Below are 17843 nucleotides of genomic sequence, written 5' to 3' on the forward strand. Positions count from 1 at the left end.
CCTATCGCCAGCGGCCGGCCGCGATCGGCCGGCGGTTGATCACGCTTCGAAGGTGACACACCCCGGCAAGAACCGATGTGGGCGCCGGGTAGCCGGCGGCTGACGCTATCCTGGGCGCGTGACGATGCGCATGATCGGCTGGTGGCCCGCCTGGTAGGCGGTCCCGGTTCTCATGCACCCACGCGGCCGCCTTCGGGGCGGCCGTTGTCGTGTCCATCACTGGCCGGCGCCCCGGTAGGGGCCCGGACCCTGGAAGGACACGTCGATGAACTCTGTTCCCGTCCCGGCGACGCCGGCCGCCGCCTTGTCGTGGCCGGCGATTCTCAGACCGCTGCTCGCCGGAGACGACCTGTCGAGTGACGCCGCCGCGTGGGCGATGGGGCAGGTGATAGGCGGCGACGCGTCGCCGGCTCAGCTGGCCGCGTTCGTGGTGGCGCTCCGAGCGAAGGGCGAGACCGCGGCCGAGATCGACGGCTTCGTGTCCGCGCTGCTGCGGGCTGCCCCGCCGGTACCGATCCCGGGACCGATCGTGGACATCGTGGGTACCGGTGGAGACGGTACGAACGCGGTCAACATCTCCACGATGGCCGCCATCGTGGTCGCGGCGACCGGCGCGACGGTGGTCAAACACGGCGGCCGTGCCGCGTCGGCGACCAGCGCCGGGTCGGCCGACCTGGTGGAACGTCTCGGCGTACCGCTGGATCTGTCCGTCGCGGACCTTGTCGCCGTCGCCGCCGAGGCGGGCATCACCTTCCTGTTCGCGCCGCAGGTCCACCCCGGGATGCGTCACGCCGGTCCGGTACGCCGGGAGTTGGGGGTGCCGACCGTGTTCAACGTGCTCGGCCCATTGATCAATCCGGCGAACCCGACGCACCGGCTGATCGGGGTGGCGGATCCCCGCCTGCTGCCGGTGATCGCGGAGGTGTTGCGCAGGCGGGGCGCGAACGCGCTGGTGGTGCGCGGTGACGACGGCTTGGACAAGCTGAGCACGGCGGCGACATCGCAGGTCTGGCGGGTACGCGGGCACCGGGCGACCCGTGAGGTCTTCGACCCGCGGGCGGTCGGGATCCGCCGCTGCGCCGAGGGCGCCTTGCGGGGCGGCGACGCCGACATCAACGCCCGGGTCGCGCACGAGTTGCTGGCGGGCAAGCCGGGCGCGGTCCGTGATGCGGTTCTGCTCAACGCGGCCGGCGCCCTGGTCGCCGCGGCGCCAGCGGATGATCCGCTCGCGGACCTGTTGCCCCCGGCGATGGACCGCTGCGCCGCGGCGATCGACTCCGGCGCCGCCGCTGACCTGTTGGCCCGGTGGGTCGACGTGGCTCGGGTACGCCGGCGCGGGTCCCCGCAGTCGCCGGGTGCGTCGTGACTACCGGAACCGGTGGGCATTGCGGGTACACCAGTCGACGAAGGTCGCTGGTTGGCGGTGGAGCAGCCGCTTCACGGTGTCCGTGCGGAACCCGGTGGTGTCGGCGCGCATCAGCGTGAACCCCTCGACGATGGCGTCGGCGAGGGCCGGGGGCGCGCCGCCCGGGAAACGGGATCGCACGGCCTCCGCCGGTGTCGCCACGGTACGCACCTCGATCTCCCGGCCCAGCGCCGCGGAGAGAATCCGGACCTGCTCGGCGATGGTGAAGGTCTCCTCGCCGGTCAGCACATACTCGTTGCCGTCGTGGCCGTCCTCGGTGAGCGCGAGGGCGGCGACGGCGGCGATGTCGGCCGGGTCGATGGGCGCGTAGCGGCCGGGTCCGATCGGGTCGAGGACGAAGCCTGCCTGCCGGATGGTGGGCAGCCAGTCCAGGGCGTTGGTCATGAAGCCGCCGGGCCGCAGGAAGGTGGCCGGGATGCCGGATGCGCGGACCATCTCCTCGCGTTCGTGGTGCCACTGGCCCATCGCGGGCATCGGGTCACCGAGGACGTTGTACGAGGACAGGTGCACGATGTGCGCCACGCCGGCGCTCCGGGCGGCGGCCACGGCGTGAGCGGTGTGGTTCAGGCCGATGCCCGGGGTGAGCAGGAACAGCTTGTCGACGCCGTGAAAGGCGCCGGGCAGGCTATCGGGCTCGTCCAGGTCGGCGACCACGCAGTCGGCCCGGGTGCCGAGCCGGTCGGCCCGGGCCGGATCGCGGACCAGGATCCGGAACTTGACGCCGCTCGCGTCGAGTTGGTTGACGAGTTCGCGGCCGACGTTTCCGGTCGCTCCGGTGACCAGTAGCATGAGAAACTCCGAGATCGTGTACCGGTTAACGACTTGCTGGAGGAGAACGCTAACCGGTTAACGATGTGCTGTCAACGCCGAGATCGAAGGTGCCCGAGTGACCGAGTTCCTGGACTTGCACAGCAGGACGTCCAAGGCGCTGCGCGCCGCGGCCGAGGCCGGCATGCAGCGTCATGGCCTTCACCTCGGGCAGAACCACCTGCTGGCGATCCTCTGGGAGCGGGACGGCCGCACTCCCGGCGAGATCGCCGCGGCGGTGAACGTCACCACGCCCGCCGTGGTGAAGATGGCCGGGAGGATGGCCGACGCTGGTCTGATCACCCGGCGCCGCGACGACCGGGACAACCGGCTGGTCCGGCTCTGGCTCACCGACGCGGGTCGTGCCCTGCGGGGACCGATCGAGACCGAACGCCGGGTCCTCGAGCAGAAGGTCACCGAGAATCTGACGGACACCGAACGCGGTCACCTGATGTCCGCCCTCGCGAAGGTGTACCAGTCGGCGAGCGATCTGCTGGGCGGGACGATCCCGGCGGGCTGAGCCGAGCGGATACCCGTCAGGCCGAGGCGGCCAGGAGGGCGTCCGCCACCTCGGTACGGGTGTTCATCACCGACCGACCCTCCCGGCGGGTACTGGCCAGGCCGGCCGCGCGGAGCGCCGCCAGGTGCTGGGACACGCCGCCGACCGTGATCCCGGTACGTTGGGCCAGTTCGGAGGTTGACGCGGGTACCCGCATCTCGACGAGCAGCGCGGCCCGGGTCCGGCCGAGCACCCCGATGAGCGCGTCGGATGGGCGGGGCGCCCGTTCCCAGAGGGTCGCGACTCCGCGGGCCGGGTACGCGAGCTGTGGCCAGTTCACGTCCGCGATGGTGAGCACGGTTGGCCACGCGAACACGGACGGCACCAGGATCAGGCCGTGCCCGTCGGCGACGTCGTCCGCGTCGCAGTACCGCGCGGCGACCGAGAGCACGCCGTCCGCCCAGGTCACCCGCTCGTGGAGACCGTTGAGCAGGTCGGCGGCGCCGCGTTCGGCGAGTGCCCGGGCCCGGCCGGACACCTCGACATCGAGGAGCCGCCGGATGCGCGGCCAGTCGGCGGCGAGCGCGATCCGCCAGTACGCGGCGATCTCGCCGGTCAGCCTGCGCATGCCCGAGGCCGGGTCGGCGGCGAAGTCGCGGACTATCCTGGCTGGCTGTCCACCCTGCAGCGCCAACTGGGTGCGGATAACCGTGGCCGGGGTCTCCCGCAGGGTGGCCAGCTCGGTGTCGAGGTCGGCGATGAGGCCGGACGGCGCCGGAGTGAGGAAATCCGGCAGGTACCCGGGCTCGCTCGGGATCAGCTGCCAGAGCAGGCTGTCCCCGGTGTCCACGAGTCCCGCGGACACGAGGGCCGGGCGTACCGCGTGGACCCACGGCAGGTGTACCGCGTGCAGGTCCGGCCGGCGCAGTACCCGCAGGCTCGCGGCCACCTCCCAGAGGGCCGAGACGGCGAACCGGATCCGGGCCACCGCACCCGCGGACAGGCCGACGGCGACCACCCGCACCTCCTCGTTTTAGCTGGAGCTCAAACGATACGGCGACGCCCGCAGCCGCCGCAGACTGGCGGCATGACCGATCAGCACACACGTGCCAACCAGTTCCGTGCCCTCCACCGCGGCGGCGATCCGCTCGTTCTGGTCAACGCCTGGGACGCGGCGAGCGCCCGGATCGTCGCCTCGGCGGGCGCGCCCGCCGTCGCCTCGACCAGCGCCGGGGTCGCGTGGAGCCTCGGTGTCGCCGACGGCGACCTGCTCGGCCGGGCCGCCGTCACCGACCTTGTCGGTCGGATGGTCGGCGCGGTCGCCGTGCCGGTCACGGCCGACATCGAGGCCGGATACGGCGGCAGCCCCGCGGAGGTCGGGGAGACCGTCCGGGCCGTCATCGAGGCGGGTGCGGTCGGAGTGAACATCGAGGATGCGTCGCACGACGGTACTGGTGCGCTGCGCAGCGTCGAGGACCAGTGCGCCCGGCTGGAGGCCGCGCGCCGGGCCGCCGACGGTACGGGCATTCCGCTGTACGTCAACGCGCGTGTCGACACCTACCTGTCCGGTACCGGCGACTTCGCGGAGACCGTGGACCGGGCCGCCGCGTACCTGGCCGCCGGCGCGGACGGCGTGTTCGTCCCGGGCGTCGTCGACCCGAGCCTGGTCGCGAAGCTGGTGCCGTCGATCCCGGCGCCGCTGAACGTTCTCGCCGGCCCGGGCGCGCCGTCGGTACGGCAGCTCGCCGACCTCGGCGTCGCCCGGGTGAGCCTCGGCTCGGCGGTAGCGGAGGCCGCCTACGCGGTCGCCCGCCGGGCCGCCGAGGAGGCCCTGACGTCGGGCACCTACGCCTCGCTCGCCGGCGGCTTCGACTACTCCGCGATCAACACGCTCATGCGGGGCTGAGCCCGGGTCCGACCGGCCCCCGCCCCGGGAAGCGGGGGCCGGTGTGACCGGGGTCGCCCCGCGGAATGCTCGCCCTGGGGGCACGGTTCGCGTCTACTGATCGCGCCGCAGGGAAAGGACCGGAGATGTCCGCACCGCTTGAGTTCGCCATCGACACGTTCGGGGACGTCACCAAGGACGCCGACGGGCACCGGCTGCCGTACCCGCAGGTGATCCGGAACGTTGTCGAGGAGGCCGTACTCGCCGACAGCCTGGGGATCGACGCCATCGGGGTCGGGGAGCACCACCGGGACGACTTCGCGATCTCCGCGCCCGAGGTGGTACTGGCCGCGATCGCCGCCCGTACCGAGCGGATCCGGCTGACCACCGCGGTGACCGTGCTCAGCTCGGACGATCCGGTACGCGTGTACGAGAAGTTCGCGACCCTGGACGCGGTGTCCCGCGGGCGCGCGGAGATCATCCTCGGCCGCGGTTCGTTCACCGAGTCGTTCCCGCTGTTCGGGTACGACCTGGCGCAGTACGAGGAGCTGTTCGAGGAGAAGCTGGACCTGTTCTCCCACCTGCTCGACGAGGGCCCGGTCACCTGGCAGGGCCGGCTGCGCGCGGGTCTGGACAACCAGCAGGTCTACCCGAAGACCGAGTCCGGCCGGATCCGCACCTGGGTCGGTGTCGGCGGCAGCCCCGAGTCGGTGGTCCGCGCGGCCCGGTACCGGATGCCGCTCATGCTCGCGATCATCGGCGGCCAGCCGGCGCGCTTCGCGCCGTACGTCGACCTGTACCACCGCGCTCTCACCCAGCTGAAGGTCGAGCGGCTGCCGATCGGGGTGCACTCCCCGGGCCACGTCGCCGAGACCGACGAACAGGCCCGCGAGGAGCTGTGGCCCCACTACCGGGCGATGCACGACCGGATCGGTCGTGAGCGCGGCTGGGGTCCGACGAACAAGCACCGCTTCGACGCGGAGGCCGACGAGGGTTCGCTCTATGTCGGCTCCCCGGAGACGGTGGCCGCCAAGATCGCGAATACCGTCCGGACTCTCGGCGTCGACCGCTTCGAGTTCAAGTACAGCTCCGGGACGCTGCCGCACGAGAAGATGATGACCTCGCTGCGCCTGTACGGCGAGGAGGTCGTGCCCCGGGTACGGCAGCTCCTGGCGGAGGAGCCGGCCGGAGCCGGTGCCTGATCCCGGCGAGGCCGACCATCCCGGCGAGGCGGACCATCCCGCCGAGACAGACCCGGAAACGGCGCTCACCTGCGGCGGTACCGCCCGGAGTCACCCTGCGCTCCAAGACCGGAGGGGTACCGTAGGTTGCGGCCGCCGGCAGGTCGGCGGCCTTGACCCAGCGGAACCGGCACGCGCCGGTTCCTCCGATATCTGGACTGGTGACGTGCCCCTCGACCAGCTCCTAGAGGGCGTCACCAGCGCCCTCGACGACGCCGCGTCGGTCACCGAGGCATGCGAGCGCGCCGTAGAGGTATTCGCTGCGCACACCCCGGCGATGATCGCTGTGTTGCTGCCGGTCCAGGACCATCTCCGGTGCGCCGCCGCGGCCGGCTCCTGGCACGTGTACTCCACGCTCCCGTTCGATTCCGGGGTCGCCGGGCGGGTCTACCGGACGGGACGGAGGGCCGTCCTGACCGATGTGTCCGCCGACGCCGACTATGTCTCACTCGGCCCCCCGGTGGCGGTCGAGATCTGCGCGCCGATCCCGGGCCCCGGTGGTACCACCGGCGGAGCCTTCAACGTGGAGTGGCGCACGCCGGTCGACATCGACCTGTGGCTGCCGGTCGTCGAGGCGGTCGCCGCCCGCATCGGGGCCCGGATCTCGGCGCTGGGAGGTCCGCCCACCGAATCGGACAGCGAGAAGCTGCTGCGGCACGCACTGAGCTTCGGTACCGCGCGGGACGAGCGCCAGTTGCTGCACCGCTCGCTGGTCGCCGCCCGCGAGGTGTCCGGGCTGTCGACCCCGGCGGTCCTGCTGCCCGGCCGGGCCGGGGCCCGGGCGCTGCTCGACGACCGCAACCCGACCGCGCTCGGCGACCGGCTCGCCGCGCTCGGACCGGAGGTGCTGAGCCAGTTCACGGTACGGGCGCGCCGGCACGGGTCGGGGTACACGCTCGGTGACCCGTCCCAGTTCGGCGCTCACGGGTTCGAGCAGCTCACCTCGATCGGGGTACGGACGATGATCTCGGTACCGGTCGGGCCCGGCCGGGACGCGGATGCCGACCCGCGCTCGGCCGGGGGCGTCCTGCTCGTGGTCGACGAGCGTGCCATCCGCCCCGATCCGGCGATCCCCAACCTCCTGGAACTGCTCGCGGCTCACGCCTGGACCAGCCTGGACCGGCTGGAGACACTCCGCCGGCTGTCCGAGAAGGCCAGTTCGGACCCGCTCACCGGGCTGCGGCACTACGGCCCGTTCGGGGAGCGGCTGGCTCGGGCGACACCGGGTCGTACCGCCTTGCTGGCCATCGACATCGACCGGTTCAAGCAGCTCAACGACGAGTACGGGCACCAGGCCGGTGACCGGGCCCTGGTGGACCTCGCCCGTACCCTGCTCGCGACCCTGCGCAGCGGCGACGAGCTGTACCGGATCGGCGGCGACGAGTTCGCGGCGGTGATCGAGGTGAAGCGGCCGGAGGAGGCCCGCATGATCGCGGAGCGGCTGGCCCAGGCGGCCCGGCGGCAGGGCCGCACGATCAGCGTGGGAGTGGCGCTCCAGGCGGCGGCAGAGTCGGCGGCGGACACCCTGCGCCGCGCCGATCAGGCCCTCTACGAGGCGAAACGTACCGGTCGGGACAGCGTCCGGGTGGCTGCCTCGAACCGGCCCACCTCCGGCGTAGCCTGACTCCGCCCACGCACGCCCGAGCGGCACCGGCTGTGCTCCAGGTCACGAAATGCCCAGGCCCCGACCTCGCGTTGTACCCATCGCTGGTGTGCTCCGTGTCCCCGGGCCTCACCTAAATTGCCCTCGCGGAATACCGTACGGCTGGAGCCGCGTCGCGCCACTCGCCGAGAGGCGACCGGCACATCAGCGCACGTAGGTCCCCGTCGCACCCCGGTGCGGCGGGGACTTTGTCGTTGCCCCCGCCGGTTGTTGCCCTATCCCCGCCCTTCCGACGTGCGGCCACCGGACTCCCAGGGGATCGCCCGGGGCCACCCGATGGCCGCACGTTGTGTGCGGAAGGAGGGGTGAATGCTCAGTGCGCCGGGACGAACTCCGCGGCGAGAACCTCGGCGATCTGCGCGGTGTTGAGGGCAGCGCCCTTACGCAGGTTGTCGCCGGTCACAAACAGGTCCAGGGCCCGGGGATCGTCCAGCGACTTGCGGATCCGGCCGACCCAGCACGGATCCGTGCCGACCGCGTCGATGGGCATCGGGAACTCGCCGGCGGCCGGGTCGTCGACCAGGATCACGCCCGGCGCGTGGCGGAGCGCTTCCCGGGCGCCCTCGGCGTCCACCTCGGTGGCGAACACCGCGTGGACGGCGGCCGAGTGCCCGGTGATGACCGCTACCCGGACACAGGTCGCGGACACCTTGAGGTCGGGCAGGCCGAGGATCTTCCGGGACTCGTTGCGGACCTTCAGCTCCTCGGACGACCAGCCGTTGTCCTTCAGCGATCCGGCCCAGGGCACCACGTTGAGCGCCAACGGCGCGGGGAACGGGCCGAGGTCGTCGCCGACCGCCCGCCGGACGTTGCCGGACCGGGATCCGAGGTTGTGGTCCCCGGAGACCTTGTCGATCTGGCCGAGCAGGGTGTCGATGCCGACCTTGCCGGCGCCGGACACGGCCTGGTACGAGGCGACCGTCAGCTCGCGGAGGCCGTACTCGTGGTGCAGCGGCGACAGCGCGACGATCATGGTGAGCGTGGTGCAGTTGGGGTTCGCGATGATCCCCTTGGGGCGGTTGCGCACCTGCTCCGGGTTAATCTCCGGCACCACCAGCGGCACGTCGGGATCCATCCGGAAGGCGCCGGAGTTGTCCACCACGACCGCCCCCCGGGCCGCCGCGATCGGACCCCACTCCAGGGAGACCTCGTCGGGTACGTCGAACATCGCGACGTCGATGCCGTCGAACGCCTCGGGTGCCAGCGCGTGTACGGTCAGCTCCTCGCCGCGCACCATGATCTTCTTCCCGGCGGAGCGAGCCGAGGCGATCAACCGGATCTCGCCCCACATGTTCTTGCGGGAGGACAGCAGGTCGCACATCACGGCGCCGACCGCTCCGGTCGCCCCGACAACGGCCAGGCTCGGCAGATCCCTATCGGCCATCTCGCTACCTCCCGGTCCCGCCGTAGACCACGGCTTCCTCGTCGCCACCGAGGTCAAATGCATCATGTACGGCGACGACCGCGGCGTCCAGATCAGTGTCTCGGCAGACCACCGAAACCCGGATCTCGGACGTGGAGATCATCTCGATGTTGACGCTCGCCTCGGCCAGCGCGGCGAAGAACTTCGCGGCGACGCCGGGGTTCGAGCGCATCCCGGCGCCGATAAGGGACACCTTGCCTACGTGATCATCAAAGAGCAAGCCCTTGAAGCCGACCTTCTCCTGGACCTTGCCGAGCGCCGCCATCGCCGCCGGCCCGTCGCTCTTGGGAAGCGTGAACGAGATGTCGGTGCGGCCGGTGCCCTCGGTCGACACGTTCTGCACGATCATGTCGATGTTCGTCTCGGCGAGCGCGACGGTCTCGAAGAGATGGGCCGCCTCGCCCGGCTCGTCGGGGACCCCGACAATGGTGATCTTGGCCTCGTCGCGGTCGTGCGCGACGCCGGTGATCAGTGCTTGCTCCACTGGAAGATCCTCCATCGAGCCAGTGACGATGGTCCCCGGCTTGTTCGAATACGACGAGCGGACGTGGATCGGCATGCCGTAACGCCGTGCATACTCTACGCAACGCAGCATCAGTACCTTGGCACCGCAGGCGGCCAGCTCCAGCATCTCCTCGTAGGTGATCTGGGAAATCCGCCGGGCGTTCGGCACGATCCGCGGGTCGGCGGTGAACACGCCGTCCACGTCGGTGTAGATCTCGCAGCAGTCGGCGCGCAGGGCCGCCGCCACCGCCACCGCGGTGGTGTCCGAACCGCCCCGGCCCAGCGTGGTGATGTCCTTCGTGTCCTGCGACACGCCTTGGAATCCGGCGACGATCGCGATGGCGCCTTCGTCCAGCGCGCTGCGCAGCCGGCCCGGGGTGACGTCGATGATCCGCGCCTTGCCATGTGCCGAGGTAGTGATCACCCCGGCCTGTGAGCCCGTGTATGACCTGGCTTCATACCCCAGGTTGTGAATAGCCATCGCCAGCAGCGCCATCGAGATGCGCTCACCCGAGGTGAGCAGCATGTCCAGCTCCCGACCCGGCGGGAGCGGGCTGACCTGGTGGGCGAGGTCAAGCAGTTCGTCGGTGGTGTCACCCATCGCCGAGACGATCACGACGACATCGTTGCCGGCCTTTCGGCTCGCCACGATCCGTTCGGCTACCCGCTTGATGCGCTCGGCGTCCGCTACCGATGAGCCGCCGTACTTCTGCACCATGAGCGCCACGCCAGCGACTCCTCCTCCATCGCGACGACGCCGCCGGTCACTGCGGCCGTCGCGGGGGCGACGGGCCTGGTCAGGCCGGCGGCGCTAGTGGGACAGCACCCAGGGTACCGGCGCGCCGCGCCACCTTGGAGAGTCGATCCCACGATCCGGCCGTTGTGTGACCCACAATGACTCGGTGCGATCCAGAGCCGGAACCGCCGCAATCGTCCTGGTCGGCGTGCTATTGACGACCGGCTGCACCAGCATGCCGCCGCCGGTGGACCCCAGCCCCAGCGCGGGGCCGACCGGGCCTACCGACCCGTGGGGGCAGCTGGCCGCCCGGGTCGCCACGGCCCAGGACAAGCGGTACGTGGCGAGGTACACGCTGACCACCCGGGGCCGGCCGGTCCGTACTGTCACGGTGACCGTGGCGGCCGACGGATCGTGGCTGGTCACGGTACCCGGCGGGGCCCTGGGCGGCACCGCCGACGTGGCGGTGGCCGACACCCCGGCCGGGCTGTATCAGTGCGCCCTGGGCACCACGCCGGGCATCGCCCCGGGCTGTGTACGGGTGGCGGACCCCACCGGTACCCTGCCGGCCAAGAACGATCCCCGGGTGCAGTACCTGTTCACCAGCTGGCTGCCCATCCTCACCGATCGCGATCAGGCCATCGCGGTCAACAACGCGACCCTGAAGGGCGCCGCCGGCCAGTGCTTCTCGGTCGAGCCCAACTCGGCGGCCCTGACTCCACCGGTGGACGCCGGGATCTACTGCTACGACGCCGACGGCACGCTGACCGCCGCGGCCCTGGCACTGGGCACGCTCACGTTGACCGGCGCGCCGGCCCCGGCACCGCCGGCGATCACGCTGCCGGCCCCGGTCGTGGCCGGAGCCCCCCTCCCGACCACCTCTCCGTCGCCCACCACGCCAGCATCGGCCGGTACGCAATAAGGCCCCGGCCGGGGCCGACGCGGACGGCTCACCGGAGTCGGCGCCCGCGGAGCCGACAACAGGCCGGCGCGGCACCCGCACGGGTGAACCGGCTTCTCAGATCCCGGGAGCCGGGCGTCGGTGGGCTGATCGAGGCGTACAGTGTCCGGTGTTATGTCGCGGGTGCTTCTTCTTGGGTGCCGCGGCGGGGCTCCATCCGACCGGCACCCCGTCGCGGAGTTGGCGCGCGCCCTCGCCTGACTGATCATGCGGGCCCAGCCGGTCACTTCCTCCCGGCTTTGGAGCTTCCGACATGACTGACGACACGATCACTCGCAGCACCGCGACCGCCAGCACCGCGACCGCCGGAGACGTGACCGGCAATCCCATCGCTCGCCAGCGGCCCAGCGCCATGCCGTTCGGCCGCTACCAGCCGTACCACCAGCAGTTCACGATCGACCTGCCGGACCGGCAGTGGCCGTCCCGGCGGATCGAGGCAGCGCCCCGGTGGTGCGCCGTCGACCTGCGCGACGGCAACCAGGCGCTGATCGACCCGATGTCCCCCGAGCGCAAGCGGCGGATGTTCACCCTGCTGGTACAGATGGGATACAAGGAGATCGAGGTCGGTTTCCCGGCTGCGAGCCAGACCGACTTCGACTTCGTCCGCCAGCTCATCGAGCAGGACCTGATCCCGGACGACGTGACCATCCAGGTGCTGACCCAGTGCCGGGAACACCTGATCGACCGGACCTTCGAGTCGCTGCGCGGCGCCAAGCGGGCGATCGTGCACATCTACAACTCGACCTCGGTGCTCCAGCGCCGGGTGGTCTTCGGCCTGGACAAGGACGGGATCACCGACATCGCCACCAGCGCGGCCCGGCTGTGCAAGAAGTACCAGGAGATCCACACCCCGGACACGGACATCTTCTACGAGTACTCGCCGGAGAGCTACACCGGCACCGAGCTGGAGTACGCGCTGGAGATCTGCTCCGCGGTCATCGACGTGATCGATCCGACCCCGGACCGGCCGCTGATCGTCAACCTGCCGGCGACCGTCGAGATGGCCACCCCGAACGTGTACGCCGACTCCATCGAGTGGATGCACCGCAACCTGCCCCGGCGGGACTCGGTCGTACTGAGCCTGCACCCGCACAACGACCGCGGGTGCGCGGTGGCCGCCGCGGAACTGGGCCTGATGGCCGGCGCCGACCGGATCGAGGGCTGCCTGTTCGGCAACGGCGAGCGCACCGGCAACGTGGACCTGGTCACGCTGGGCCTGAACCTGTTCAGCCAGGGCATCGATCCGCAGATCGACTTCCGGCAGATCGACGAGATCCGCCGCACCGTCGAGTACTGCAACCAGCTACCCGTACACGAGCGGCACCCGTACGCGGGCGACCTGGTCTACACCGCGTTCTCCGGCTCCCACCAGGACGCCATCAACAAGGGCCTGGACTGGCTGACCCGGGACGCCGCCGACGCGGGCGTGGAGGTCGACGCGTTCACCTGGGGCGTGCCGTACCTGCCGATCGACCCGAAGGACGTCGGCCGCACGTACGAGGCGGTGATCCGGGTCAACTCGCAGTCCGGCAAGGGCGGCGTCGCGTACATCATGCGCACCGAGCACCAGCTGGAACTGCCCCGCCGGCTGCAGATCGAGTTCTCCGGTGTGGTCCAGCGGCACACCGACGACGAGGGCGGCGAGGTCATGCCGGAGCAGATGTGGGACATCTTCTCCGCGACGTACCTGCGCCCGGCATCGCCGCGGGTCGACGTCTCGACGTACTCGACGTCCACCGTGGACGGAAAGGTCGAACTCAACCTCGCCGTCGTGGTGGACGGCACGCGACGCGACCTCACCGGCGTCGGCAACGGGCCGATCGACGCGTTCGTCCACGCACTGTCCACCATGGACATCTCGGTGCGGGTACTGGACTACGCCGAGCACGCGCTGACGTCCGGCGGCGACGCGAGGGCCGCGGCGTACGTGGAGTGCGACGTGAACGGCGAGACCCGGTGGGGCGTGGCCATGGACGAGAACATCGTCACCGCGTCGCTGCGCGCGGTGGCCAGCGCCGTCAACCGCGGCTGAGCCCGCCGTTCCGCCCGCCGGACACGGACGCCTCGGGCGGGTTCGGGGCCGGTCGCGCGCCGCCGGAATCGGGTGCCCTCTTCACGAGTACCAACGTGATGAGGGCACCCGCCGCGTACAGGGCGGCGCAGCCCAGCACCGCCAGGTGGAACCCGTGATCCAGGGCGGCGGGCTGCTGGTACTCCCGCCCGGTGATGCCGACCGCGAGCGGCAGGGCGGCGACGGCGAGCAGCCCGCCGGACCGGGCGACGGCGTTGTTCACGCCGCTGGCCGTGCCGGCCTGCTCGCTCGGCGCGGCGGCCAGGATCGCGGCGGTCAGCGGAGCGACCACCAGGGTCATGCCGAGCCCGAACAGGATGGCCGCCGGCAGCACGTCGGTCAGGTAGTTGGTGTGCCGCCCGATGCGCAGCATCAGCAGGATCCCCGCGCCGGCGGTCACGCTGCCGACCGCCAGCGGCCAGCGCGGGCCGATCCGGGCGCCGAGTGCGCCGGCCCGGGACGAGCCGACCATCAGCAGCAGCGTCATCGGCAGCATCGACACCCCGGCCTGCAGCGCCGAATAGCCGGCCGCGACCTGCAACTCGACGATCAGGAAGAAACTGATCCCGGAGACGCCGGCGTAGATGAAGAACGTGACCAGGTTGATGGCGGTGAACTGGCGGGAGCTGAACAGCCGGGGCGGCAGCATCGCGGCATCGCCCCGGCGATGCTCGACGAGGACGAACACGACCAGCGCCAGCACTCCCAGCACTGCGGCCGGTGCCGCCCAGGTGCCGCCCTGGATCAGCGCGTACGTGATGCCGGCCAGGCCGGCCGCGGCGAGAACGGCGCCGGGTACGTCGAACCGGCCGGTACCCGGGTTGCTGCTCTCCGGTACCCAGATCATCGCGGCGACGATCGCGAGCACCGCCAGCGGCACGTTGATGAAGAAGATCCAGCGCCAGGACAGCGTGTCGATGAGCCAGCCACCGAGGAACGGCCCGATCGCGGTCGACACGCCGGACAGCCCGGACCAGGCACCGATCGCCCGGGCCCGATCCTCGCTCGCGAACGACGCCTGCAACAGCGCCAGCGAGCCCGGCGTCAGCAGCGCCGCGCCGCAGCCCTGAAAGGCTCGGGCCGCGGTGAGCATGCCCACATTCACCGAGAGTCCACAGAGGACGGACGCGAGGGTGAACCAGACCACACCGAAGAGGAAGATCTTCCGCCGGCCGTACCGGTCGCCGAGGGCGCCGCCGAACAGGACGAGCGCGGCCAGCGCGAGCGTGTACGCGCTGATTGTCCACTGTAGACCGGCGACACTCGCGTGCAGCTCACCACCGATGTGCGGGAGCGCGACGTTGACGACCGTGTTGTCGAGGAAAGCCATTCCCGACGCCACGACCGACGCGAACACGGCGCCCCGGCCCCGGCTTGACGAGAGTCGCAGAGCGTCAGCCATGACCACCATAGTGCCCGTCCGAGTGGCGCGACCGGCAAGTGGCCCTCAAGCTGAGAACATGCGTACCATCCGTGCCTTCATCGCGCTTCTCGCGCTCGGTGTCCTGGTCGGGTGCGATCCGAGCGTTCTGAACCAGGGTGGGGTCGGCTCCGAGACCGGCTCACCCGGTCCGGCGCCGGCCGCCGCCAGCCAGCAGTTGGCCGAGCTGACCGTGTCGGGCGGCCTGACCATGTCGGGCTACAGTCGGGAGAAGTTCCCGCACTGGATCTCGCAGGGCCACGGCTGCGACACCCGTGACGTGGTGCTGGAGCACCAGGGAACGGGCGTACACGCGACGTCCGCGTGCAAGATCACATCCGGGGACTGGACCAGCCCGTACGACGGCAAGGCATACACCGATCCGCAGAAGCTCCAGATCGATCACGTGGTACCGCTGGCCAACGCGTGGAAGTCGGGCGCCAAGACCTGGACCACCACGCGGCGGCAGCAGTTCGCCAACGACCTCAGCCGCCCGCAGCTGCTGGCGGTCACCTCGTCGCTGAACGAGTCCAAGGGCGACCAGGATCCGTCGCAGTGGCGCCCGCCGGACCGGAACTACTGGTGCTCGTACGCGACCGACTGGATCACCGTCAAGCACTACTGGCAACTGACCGTGACGTCCGCCGAGAAGGGGGCACTGTCCGACATGTTGGGGACATGCTCATGAGCTCACACCGGTCTGGTGACTTCACGGCCGCGCCGGGCGGCGTGTGGACCGAGGAGGTCGGTGTCGTCACCGGCCAACTGACGCTGCGCACCGAGCTGGCCGACGACCTGAGCCTGACGCTGAAGGTGCAGTACAAGGACGCGGACGAGTGGTACGTGGTCCGGGGCGGCCACGCCACCCTGCACGACGCCGACGACCTCGAACCGGTCCACCGCCTGATGCTCGGCGTACTGGACCGGCCCGAGGGCTGACGCTTCGCGCGGTCTGCTCCTCCGCGACGGCCGCCGCCTCTGGGCGGCGGCCCACTCCCCGTGACCGCCGTCGCTTCCGGGAGGCGGTCTACTCCTCCGCGACGGCCGCCGCGGCCTCCCGGGCGGCCTGGGCGCCCCGGCCGGTCCGCTCGCTGTCCTCGACCGGGAAGTGACAGGCCACCCGGTGCCCCTCCGCCGCGACGTTCAGCGGAGGCTCCGTGGTGGCGCAGATCTCCTGCGCTTTCCAGCAGCGGGTACGGAACCGGCACCCGGACGGCGGATCGATCGGGCTGGGTACGTCGCCGGTCAGCAGGATCCGCTCACGCTGCGCCTTGTCGCGACGGGCCGGGTCCGGCACCGGTACCGCCGACAGCAACGCCACCGTGTACGGGTGCAGCGGGCGGGCGTACAGGTCGTCCCGCGGCGCGACCTCGACGATCTTCCCCAGGTACATCACCGCGACCCGGTCGGAGATGTGCCGTACCACCGACAGGTCGTGCGCGATGACCAGGTACGTCAGGCCCAGCTCGCTCTGTAGGTCGTCGAGCAGGTTCACCACCTGGGCCTGGATCGACACGTCCAGCGCGGAGACCGGCTCGTCCGCGATGACCAGCTTCGGCCGCAGCGCGAGCGCCCGGGCGATGCCGATCCGCTGGCGCTGCCCGCCGGAGAACTCGTGCGGGTACCGGTTGTAGTGCTCCGGGTTGAGCCCGACCAGTTCCAGCAGCTCCTGGACCGCGCGCTTGCGCCCCTGCGGCGTCTGGACTCCCTGGATCCGCAGCGGCGCGCCGACGATCGCGCCGACGGTGTGGCGCGGGTTCAGCGACGAGTACGGGTCCTGGAAGATCATCTGTACGTCGCGCCGCAACGGTCGCATCGCGCGCGGCGACAGGTGCGTGATGTCCCGGCCCTCAAACATGATCTTGCCGCCGGTCGGCTCCAGCAGGCGGCTGAGCAGCCGTCCGGTCGTGGACTTGCCGCACCCGGACTCGCCGACGAGGCCGAGGGTCTCGCCGGACCGGACGACGAAGTCGATGCCGTCGACCGCGTGCACCGCGCCGACCTTCTGCCGGAAGATCGCACCCTTGGTGATCGGGAAGTGCTTCTCCAGCCCGGTCACCTCAAGCAGATTTTCTCCATTGCTCACTGGTGACTCCCTACAGGGCCGGTGCGATGTCGTCGGAGAAGATCCGGCGTCGTTGCGCCGCCGGCAGGTGGCAGGCCACCAGGTGCTGCTGTTCCCCGGCCAGTTCGGGTACGACGGAGCGGCACGGGATGCCGTCCCGCTCGGAGTACGGGCAACGCGGGTGGAACGCACAGCCCCTGGGCAGGTTGATCAGGCTCGGCGGGCTGCCCTTGATGGGTACGAGCCGATCGCGCACGTCCCGGTCCACCCGGGGCATGGAACTCAGCAGCCCCCAGGTGTACGGGTGCTCCGGGCGCCAGAACAGCTCGTCGGCCGGACCGTACTCGACGCACTTGCCTCCGTACATGACCAGGATGTCGTCTGCCAGCTCGGCGACCACGCCCAGGTCGTGCGTGATGATGATGACCGCGGATCCGAACTCGCCCTGCAGGTCCCGGATCAGGTCGAGGATCTGTGCCTGGACGGTCACGTCCAGCGCGGTGGTCGGCTCGTCCGCGATCAGCAGCTCGGGGTTGCAGACCAGCGCCATCGCGATCATCGCCCGCTGCCGCATGCCGCCGGAGAACTCGTGCGGGTAGTCGTCCACCCGCCGCTCCGGGCGCGGGATGCCAACCCGGCCGAGCATCTCGATGGCCCGCCGCCGGGCGACCTTCTTCGAGACCGCGTTGTGGACCCGGTACGCCTCGACGATCTGGGTGCCGATCGAATAGTACGGGTGCATCGAGGTCAGCGGGTCCTGGAAGATCATGGCCATCTTCTGGCCGCGCAGCTGCCGTACCCGTTCCTGCGGGGTGGAGATCAGCTCCTCGCCGTCGAGCCAGATCTCGCCGGTGACGTCGGCGTTGCGGCCCCGGCCCCGGTGCAGCCCGAGGATGCCGAGGCTGGTCACGCTCTTGCCGGAGCCGGACTCGCCCACGATGCCCAGGGTCTTGCCCCGGCCGAGGCCGAACGACAGGCCATCGACGGCCTTGACGATGCCGTCGTCCGTCTTGAACTGGATCCTGAGGTCATTGATCCTCAGGAAGACGTCGGATCCCGGAGGCGGTGGCCCGGCCAGGGTCGGCCCAGGGCTGGTCCGCACGGTGTTGTCGGTGGTCACTGCCCCTCCTCGGTGCTCACGG

Annotated in this window: 16 protein-coding genes; 9 read left to right on the top strand and 7 right to left on the bottom strand. The window is 70.9% G+C overall.

The window, feature by feature from the left end; translation table 11 throughout:
• Positions 1-265: 265 nt before the first annotated feature.
• Positions 266-1366, top strand: a complete 1101-nt coding sequence (gene trpD, locus Raf01_RS31730) for an anthranilate phosphoribosyltransferase (protein WP_203921747.1) — start codon at positions 266-268, stop codon at positions 1364-1366.
• On the opposite strand, the gene Raf01_RS31735 is transcribed toward trpD, so the two are convergent.
• On the bottom strand, positions 1367-2215 hold the full coding sequence (locus Raf01_RS31735) for an NAD(P)H-binding protein (RefSeq protein ID WP_203921748.1): 849 nt from the start codon (positions 2213-2215) through the stop codon (positions 1367-1369).
• 97 nt (positions 2216-2312) lie between these two features.
• On the opposite strand from Raf01_RS31735, the gene Raf01_RS31740 reads away from it, so the two are divergent.
• On the top strand, positions 2313-2753 hold the full coding sequence (locus Raf01_RS31740; protein ID WP_203921749.1) for a MarR family winged helix-turn-helix transcriptional regulator: 441 nt from the start codon (positions 2313-2315) through the stop codon (positions 2751-2753).
• 16 nt (positions 2754-2769) lie between these two features.
• On the opposite strand, the gene Raf01_RS31745 is transcribed toward Raf01_RS31740, so the two are convergent.
• Positions 2770-3750, bottom strand: a complete 981-nt coding sequence (locus Raf01_RS31745; RefSeq protein WP_203921750.1) for a DUF5937 family protein — start codon at positions 3748-3750, stop codon at positions 2770-2772.
• Between the two features lie 69 nt (positions 3751-3819).
• On the opposite strand from Raf01_RS31745, the gene Raf01_RS31750 reads away from it, so the two are divergent.
• From Raf01_RS31750 to Raf01_RS31760, 3 genes are all read left to right on the top strand, one after another.
• A complete protein-coding gene (locus Raf01_RS31750) occupies positions 3820-4638 on the top strand; it encodes an isocitrate lyase/PEP mutase family protein (protein WP_203921751.1) in 819 nt (272 codons plus the stop codon).
• Positions 4639-4763: 125 nt separating this feature from the next.
• Positions 4764-5819 carry an LLM class flavin-dependent oxidoreductase gene (locus Raf01_RS31755; protein WP_203921752.1) on the top strand — a complete coding sequence of 352 codons (1056 nt, stop codon included), beginning with the start codon at positions 4764-4766 and terminating at the stop codon, positions 5817-5819.
• 205 nt (positions 5820-6024) lie between these two features.
• Positions 6025-7482 carry a GGDEF domain-containing protein gene (locus tag Raf01_RS31760; protein WP_203921753.1) on the top strand — a complete coding sequence of 486 codons (1458 nt, stop codon included), beginning with the start codon at positions 6025-6027 and terminating at the stop codon, positions 7480-7482.
• Between the two features lie 352 nt (positions 7483-7834).
• On the opposite strand, the gene Raf01_RS31765 is transcribed toward Raf01_RS31760, so the two are convergent.
• Both Raf01_RS31765 and Raf01_RS31770 read right to left on the bottom strand, forming a co-directional pair.
• Positions 7835-8905, bottom strand: a complete 1071-nt coding sequence (locus tag Raf01_RS31765) for an aspartate-semialdehyde dehydrogenase (protein ID WP_203921754.1) — start codon at positions 8903-8905, stop codon at positions 7835-7837.
• A gap of 4 nt (positions 8906-8909) precedes the next feature.
• Entirely contained in the window at positions 8910-10175 is a 1266-nt protein-coding gene (locus tag Raf01_RS31770; RefSeq protein WP_203921755.1) for an aspartate kinase, read from the bottom strand.
• Positions 10176-10350: 175 nt separating this feature from the next.
• Between Raf01_RS31770 and Raf01_RS31775 the strand changes: the two genes are divergently transcribed.
• Together Raf01_RS31775 and leuA are read left to right on the top strand one after the other, a co-directional pair.
• Entirely contained in the window at positions 10351-11106 is a 756-nt protein-coding gene (locus Raf01_RS31775) for a hypothetical protein (RefSeq protein WP_239134088.1), read from the top strand.
• A gap of 391 nt (positions 11107-11497) precedes the next feature.
• Entirely contained in the window at positions 11498-13177 is a 1680-nt protein-coding gene (gene leuA / locus Raf01_RS31780; protein WP_239134096.1) for a 2-isopropylmalate synthase, read from the top strand.
• Here the strand turns inward: leuA and Raf01_RS31785 are convergent.
• Positions 13164-14627, bottom strand: coding sequence for an MFS transporter (locus Raf01_RS31785; RefSeq protein WP_203921757.1), 1464 nt, complete (start codon positions 14625-14627; stop codon positions 13164-13166). The genes leuA and Raf01_RS31785 overlap by 14 nt on opposite strands.
• A gap of 49 nt (positions 14628-14676) precedes the next feature.
• On the opposite strand from Raf01_RS31785, the gene Raf01_RS31790 reads away from it, so the two are divergent.
• Together Raf01_RS31790 and Raf01_RS31795 are read left to right on the top strand one after the other, a co-directional pair.
• Positions 14677-15324, top strand: coding sequence for an HNH endonuclease family protein (locus Raf01_RS31790; RefSeq protein ID WP_203921758.1), 648 nt, complete (start codon positions 14677-14679; stop codon positions 15322-15324).
• Positions 15315-15575, top strand: a complete 261-nt coding sequence (locus tag Raf01_RS31795) for a hypothetical protein (protein WP_203921759.1) — start codon at positions 15315-15317, stop codon at positions 15573-15575. The genes Raf01_RS31790 and Raf01_RS31795 overlap by 10 nt, the downstream gene beginning before the upstream one ends.
• Before the next feature lie 88 nt (positions 15576-15663).
• On the opposite strand, the gene Raf01_RS31800 is transcribed toward Raf01_RS31795, so the two are convergent.
• Both Raf01_RS31800 and Raf01_RS31805 read right to left on the bottom strand, forming a co-directional pair.
• Positions 15664-16722: an ABC transporter ATP-binding protein gene (locus tag Raf01_RS31800; RefSeq protein WP_203921760.1), complete on the bottom strand. Its 1059-nt coding sequence runs from the start codon at positions 16720-16722 to the stop codon at positions 15664-15666.
• 10 nt (positions 16723-16732) lie between these two features.
• Positions 16733-17779, bottom strand: a complete 1047-nt coding sequence (locus Raf01_RS31805) for an ABC transporter ATP-binding protein (protein WP_203921795.1) — start codon at positions 17777-17779, stop codon at positions 16733-16735.
• Positions 17780-17843: the final 64 nt, after the last annotated feature.

The sequence above is a fragment of the Rugosimonospora africana genome (assembly GCF_016862975.1).
GTDB classification, from domain to species: domain Bacteria; phylum Actinomycetota; class Actinomycetes; order Mycobacteriales; family Micromonosporaceae; genus Rugosimonospora; species Rugosimonospora africana.

Bases quoted from the DNA above. Each gene is read 5' to 3' on its own strand.
- trpD (WP_203921747.1), top strand. From the start codon at position 266: ATGAACTCTGTTCCCGTCCCGGCGACGCCGGCCGCCGCCTTGTCGTGG.
- Raf01_RS31735 (WP_203921748.1), bottom strand. From the start codon at position 2,215: ATGCTACTGGTCACCGGAGCGACCGGAAACGTCGGCCGCGAACTCGTC.
- Raf01_RS31750 (WP_203921751.1), top strand. From the start codon at position 3,820: ATGACCGATCAGCACACACGTGCCAACCAGTTCCGTGCCCTCCACCGC.
- Raf01_RS31755 (WP_203921752.1), top strand. From the start codon at position 4,764: ATGTCCGCACCGCTTGAGTTCGCCATCGACACGTTCGGGGACGTCACC.
- Raf01_RS31765 (WP_203921754.1), bottom strand. From the start codon at position 8,905: ATGGCCGATAGGGATCTGCCGAGCCTGGCCGTTGTCGGGGCGACCGGA.
- leuA (WP_239134096.1), top strand. From the start codon at position 11,498: ATGCCGTTCGGCCGCTACCAGCCGTACCACCAGCAGTTCACGATCGAC.
- Raf01_RS31785 (WP_203921757.1), bottom strand. From the start codon at position 14,627: ATGGTGGTCATGGCTGACGCTCTGCGACTCTCGTCAAGCCGGGGCCGG.
- Raf01_RS31790 (WP_203921758.1), top strand. From the start codon at position 14,677: ATGCGTACCATCCGTGCCTTCATCGCGCTTCTCGCGCTCGGTGTCCTG.
- Raf01_RS31795 (WP_203921759.1), top strand. From the start codon at position 15,315: ATGCTCATGAGCTCACACCGGTCTGGTGACTTCACGGCCGCGCCGGGC.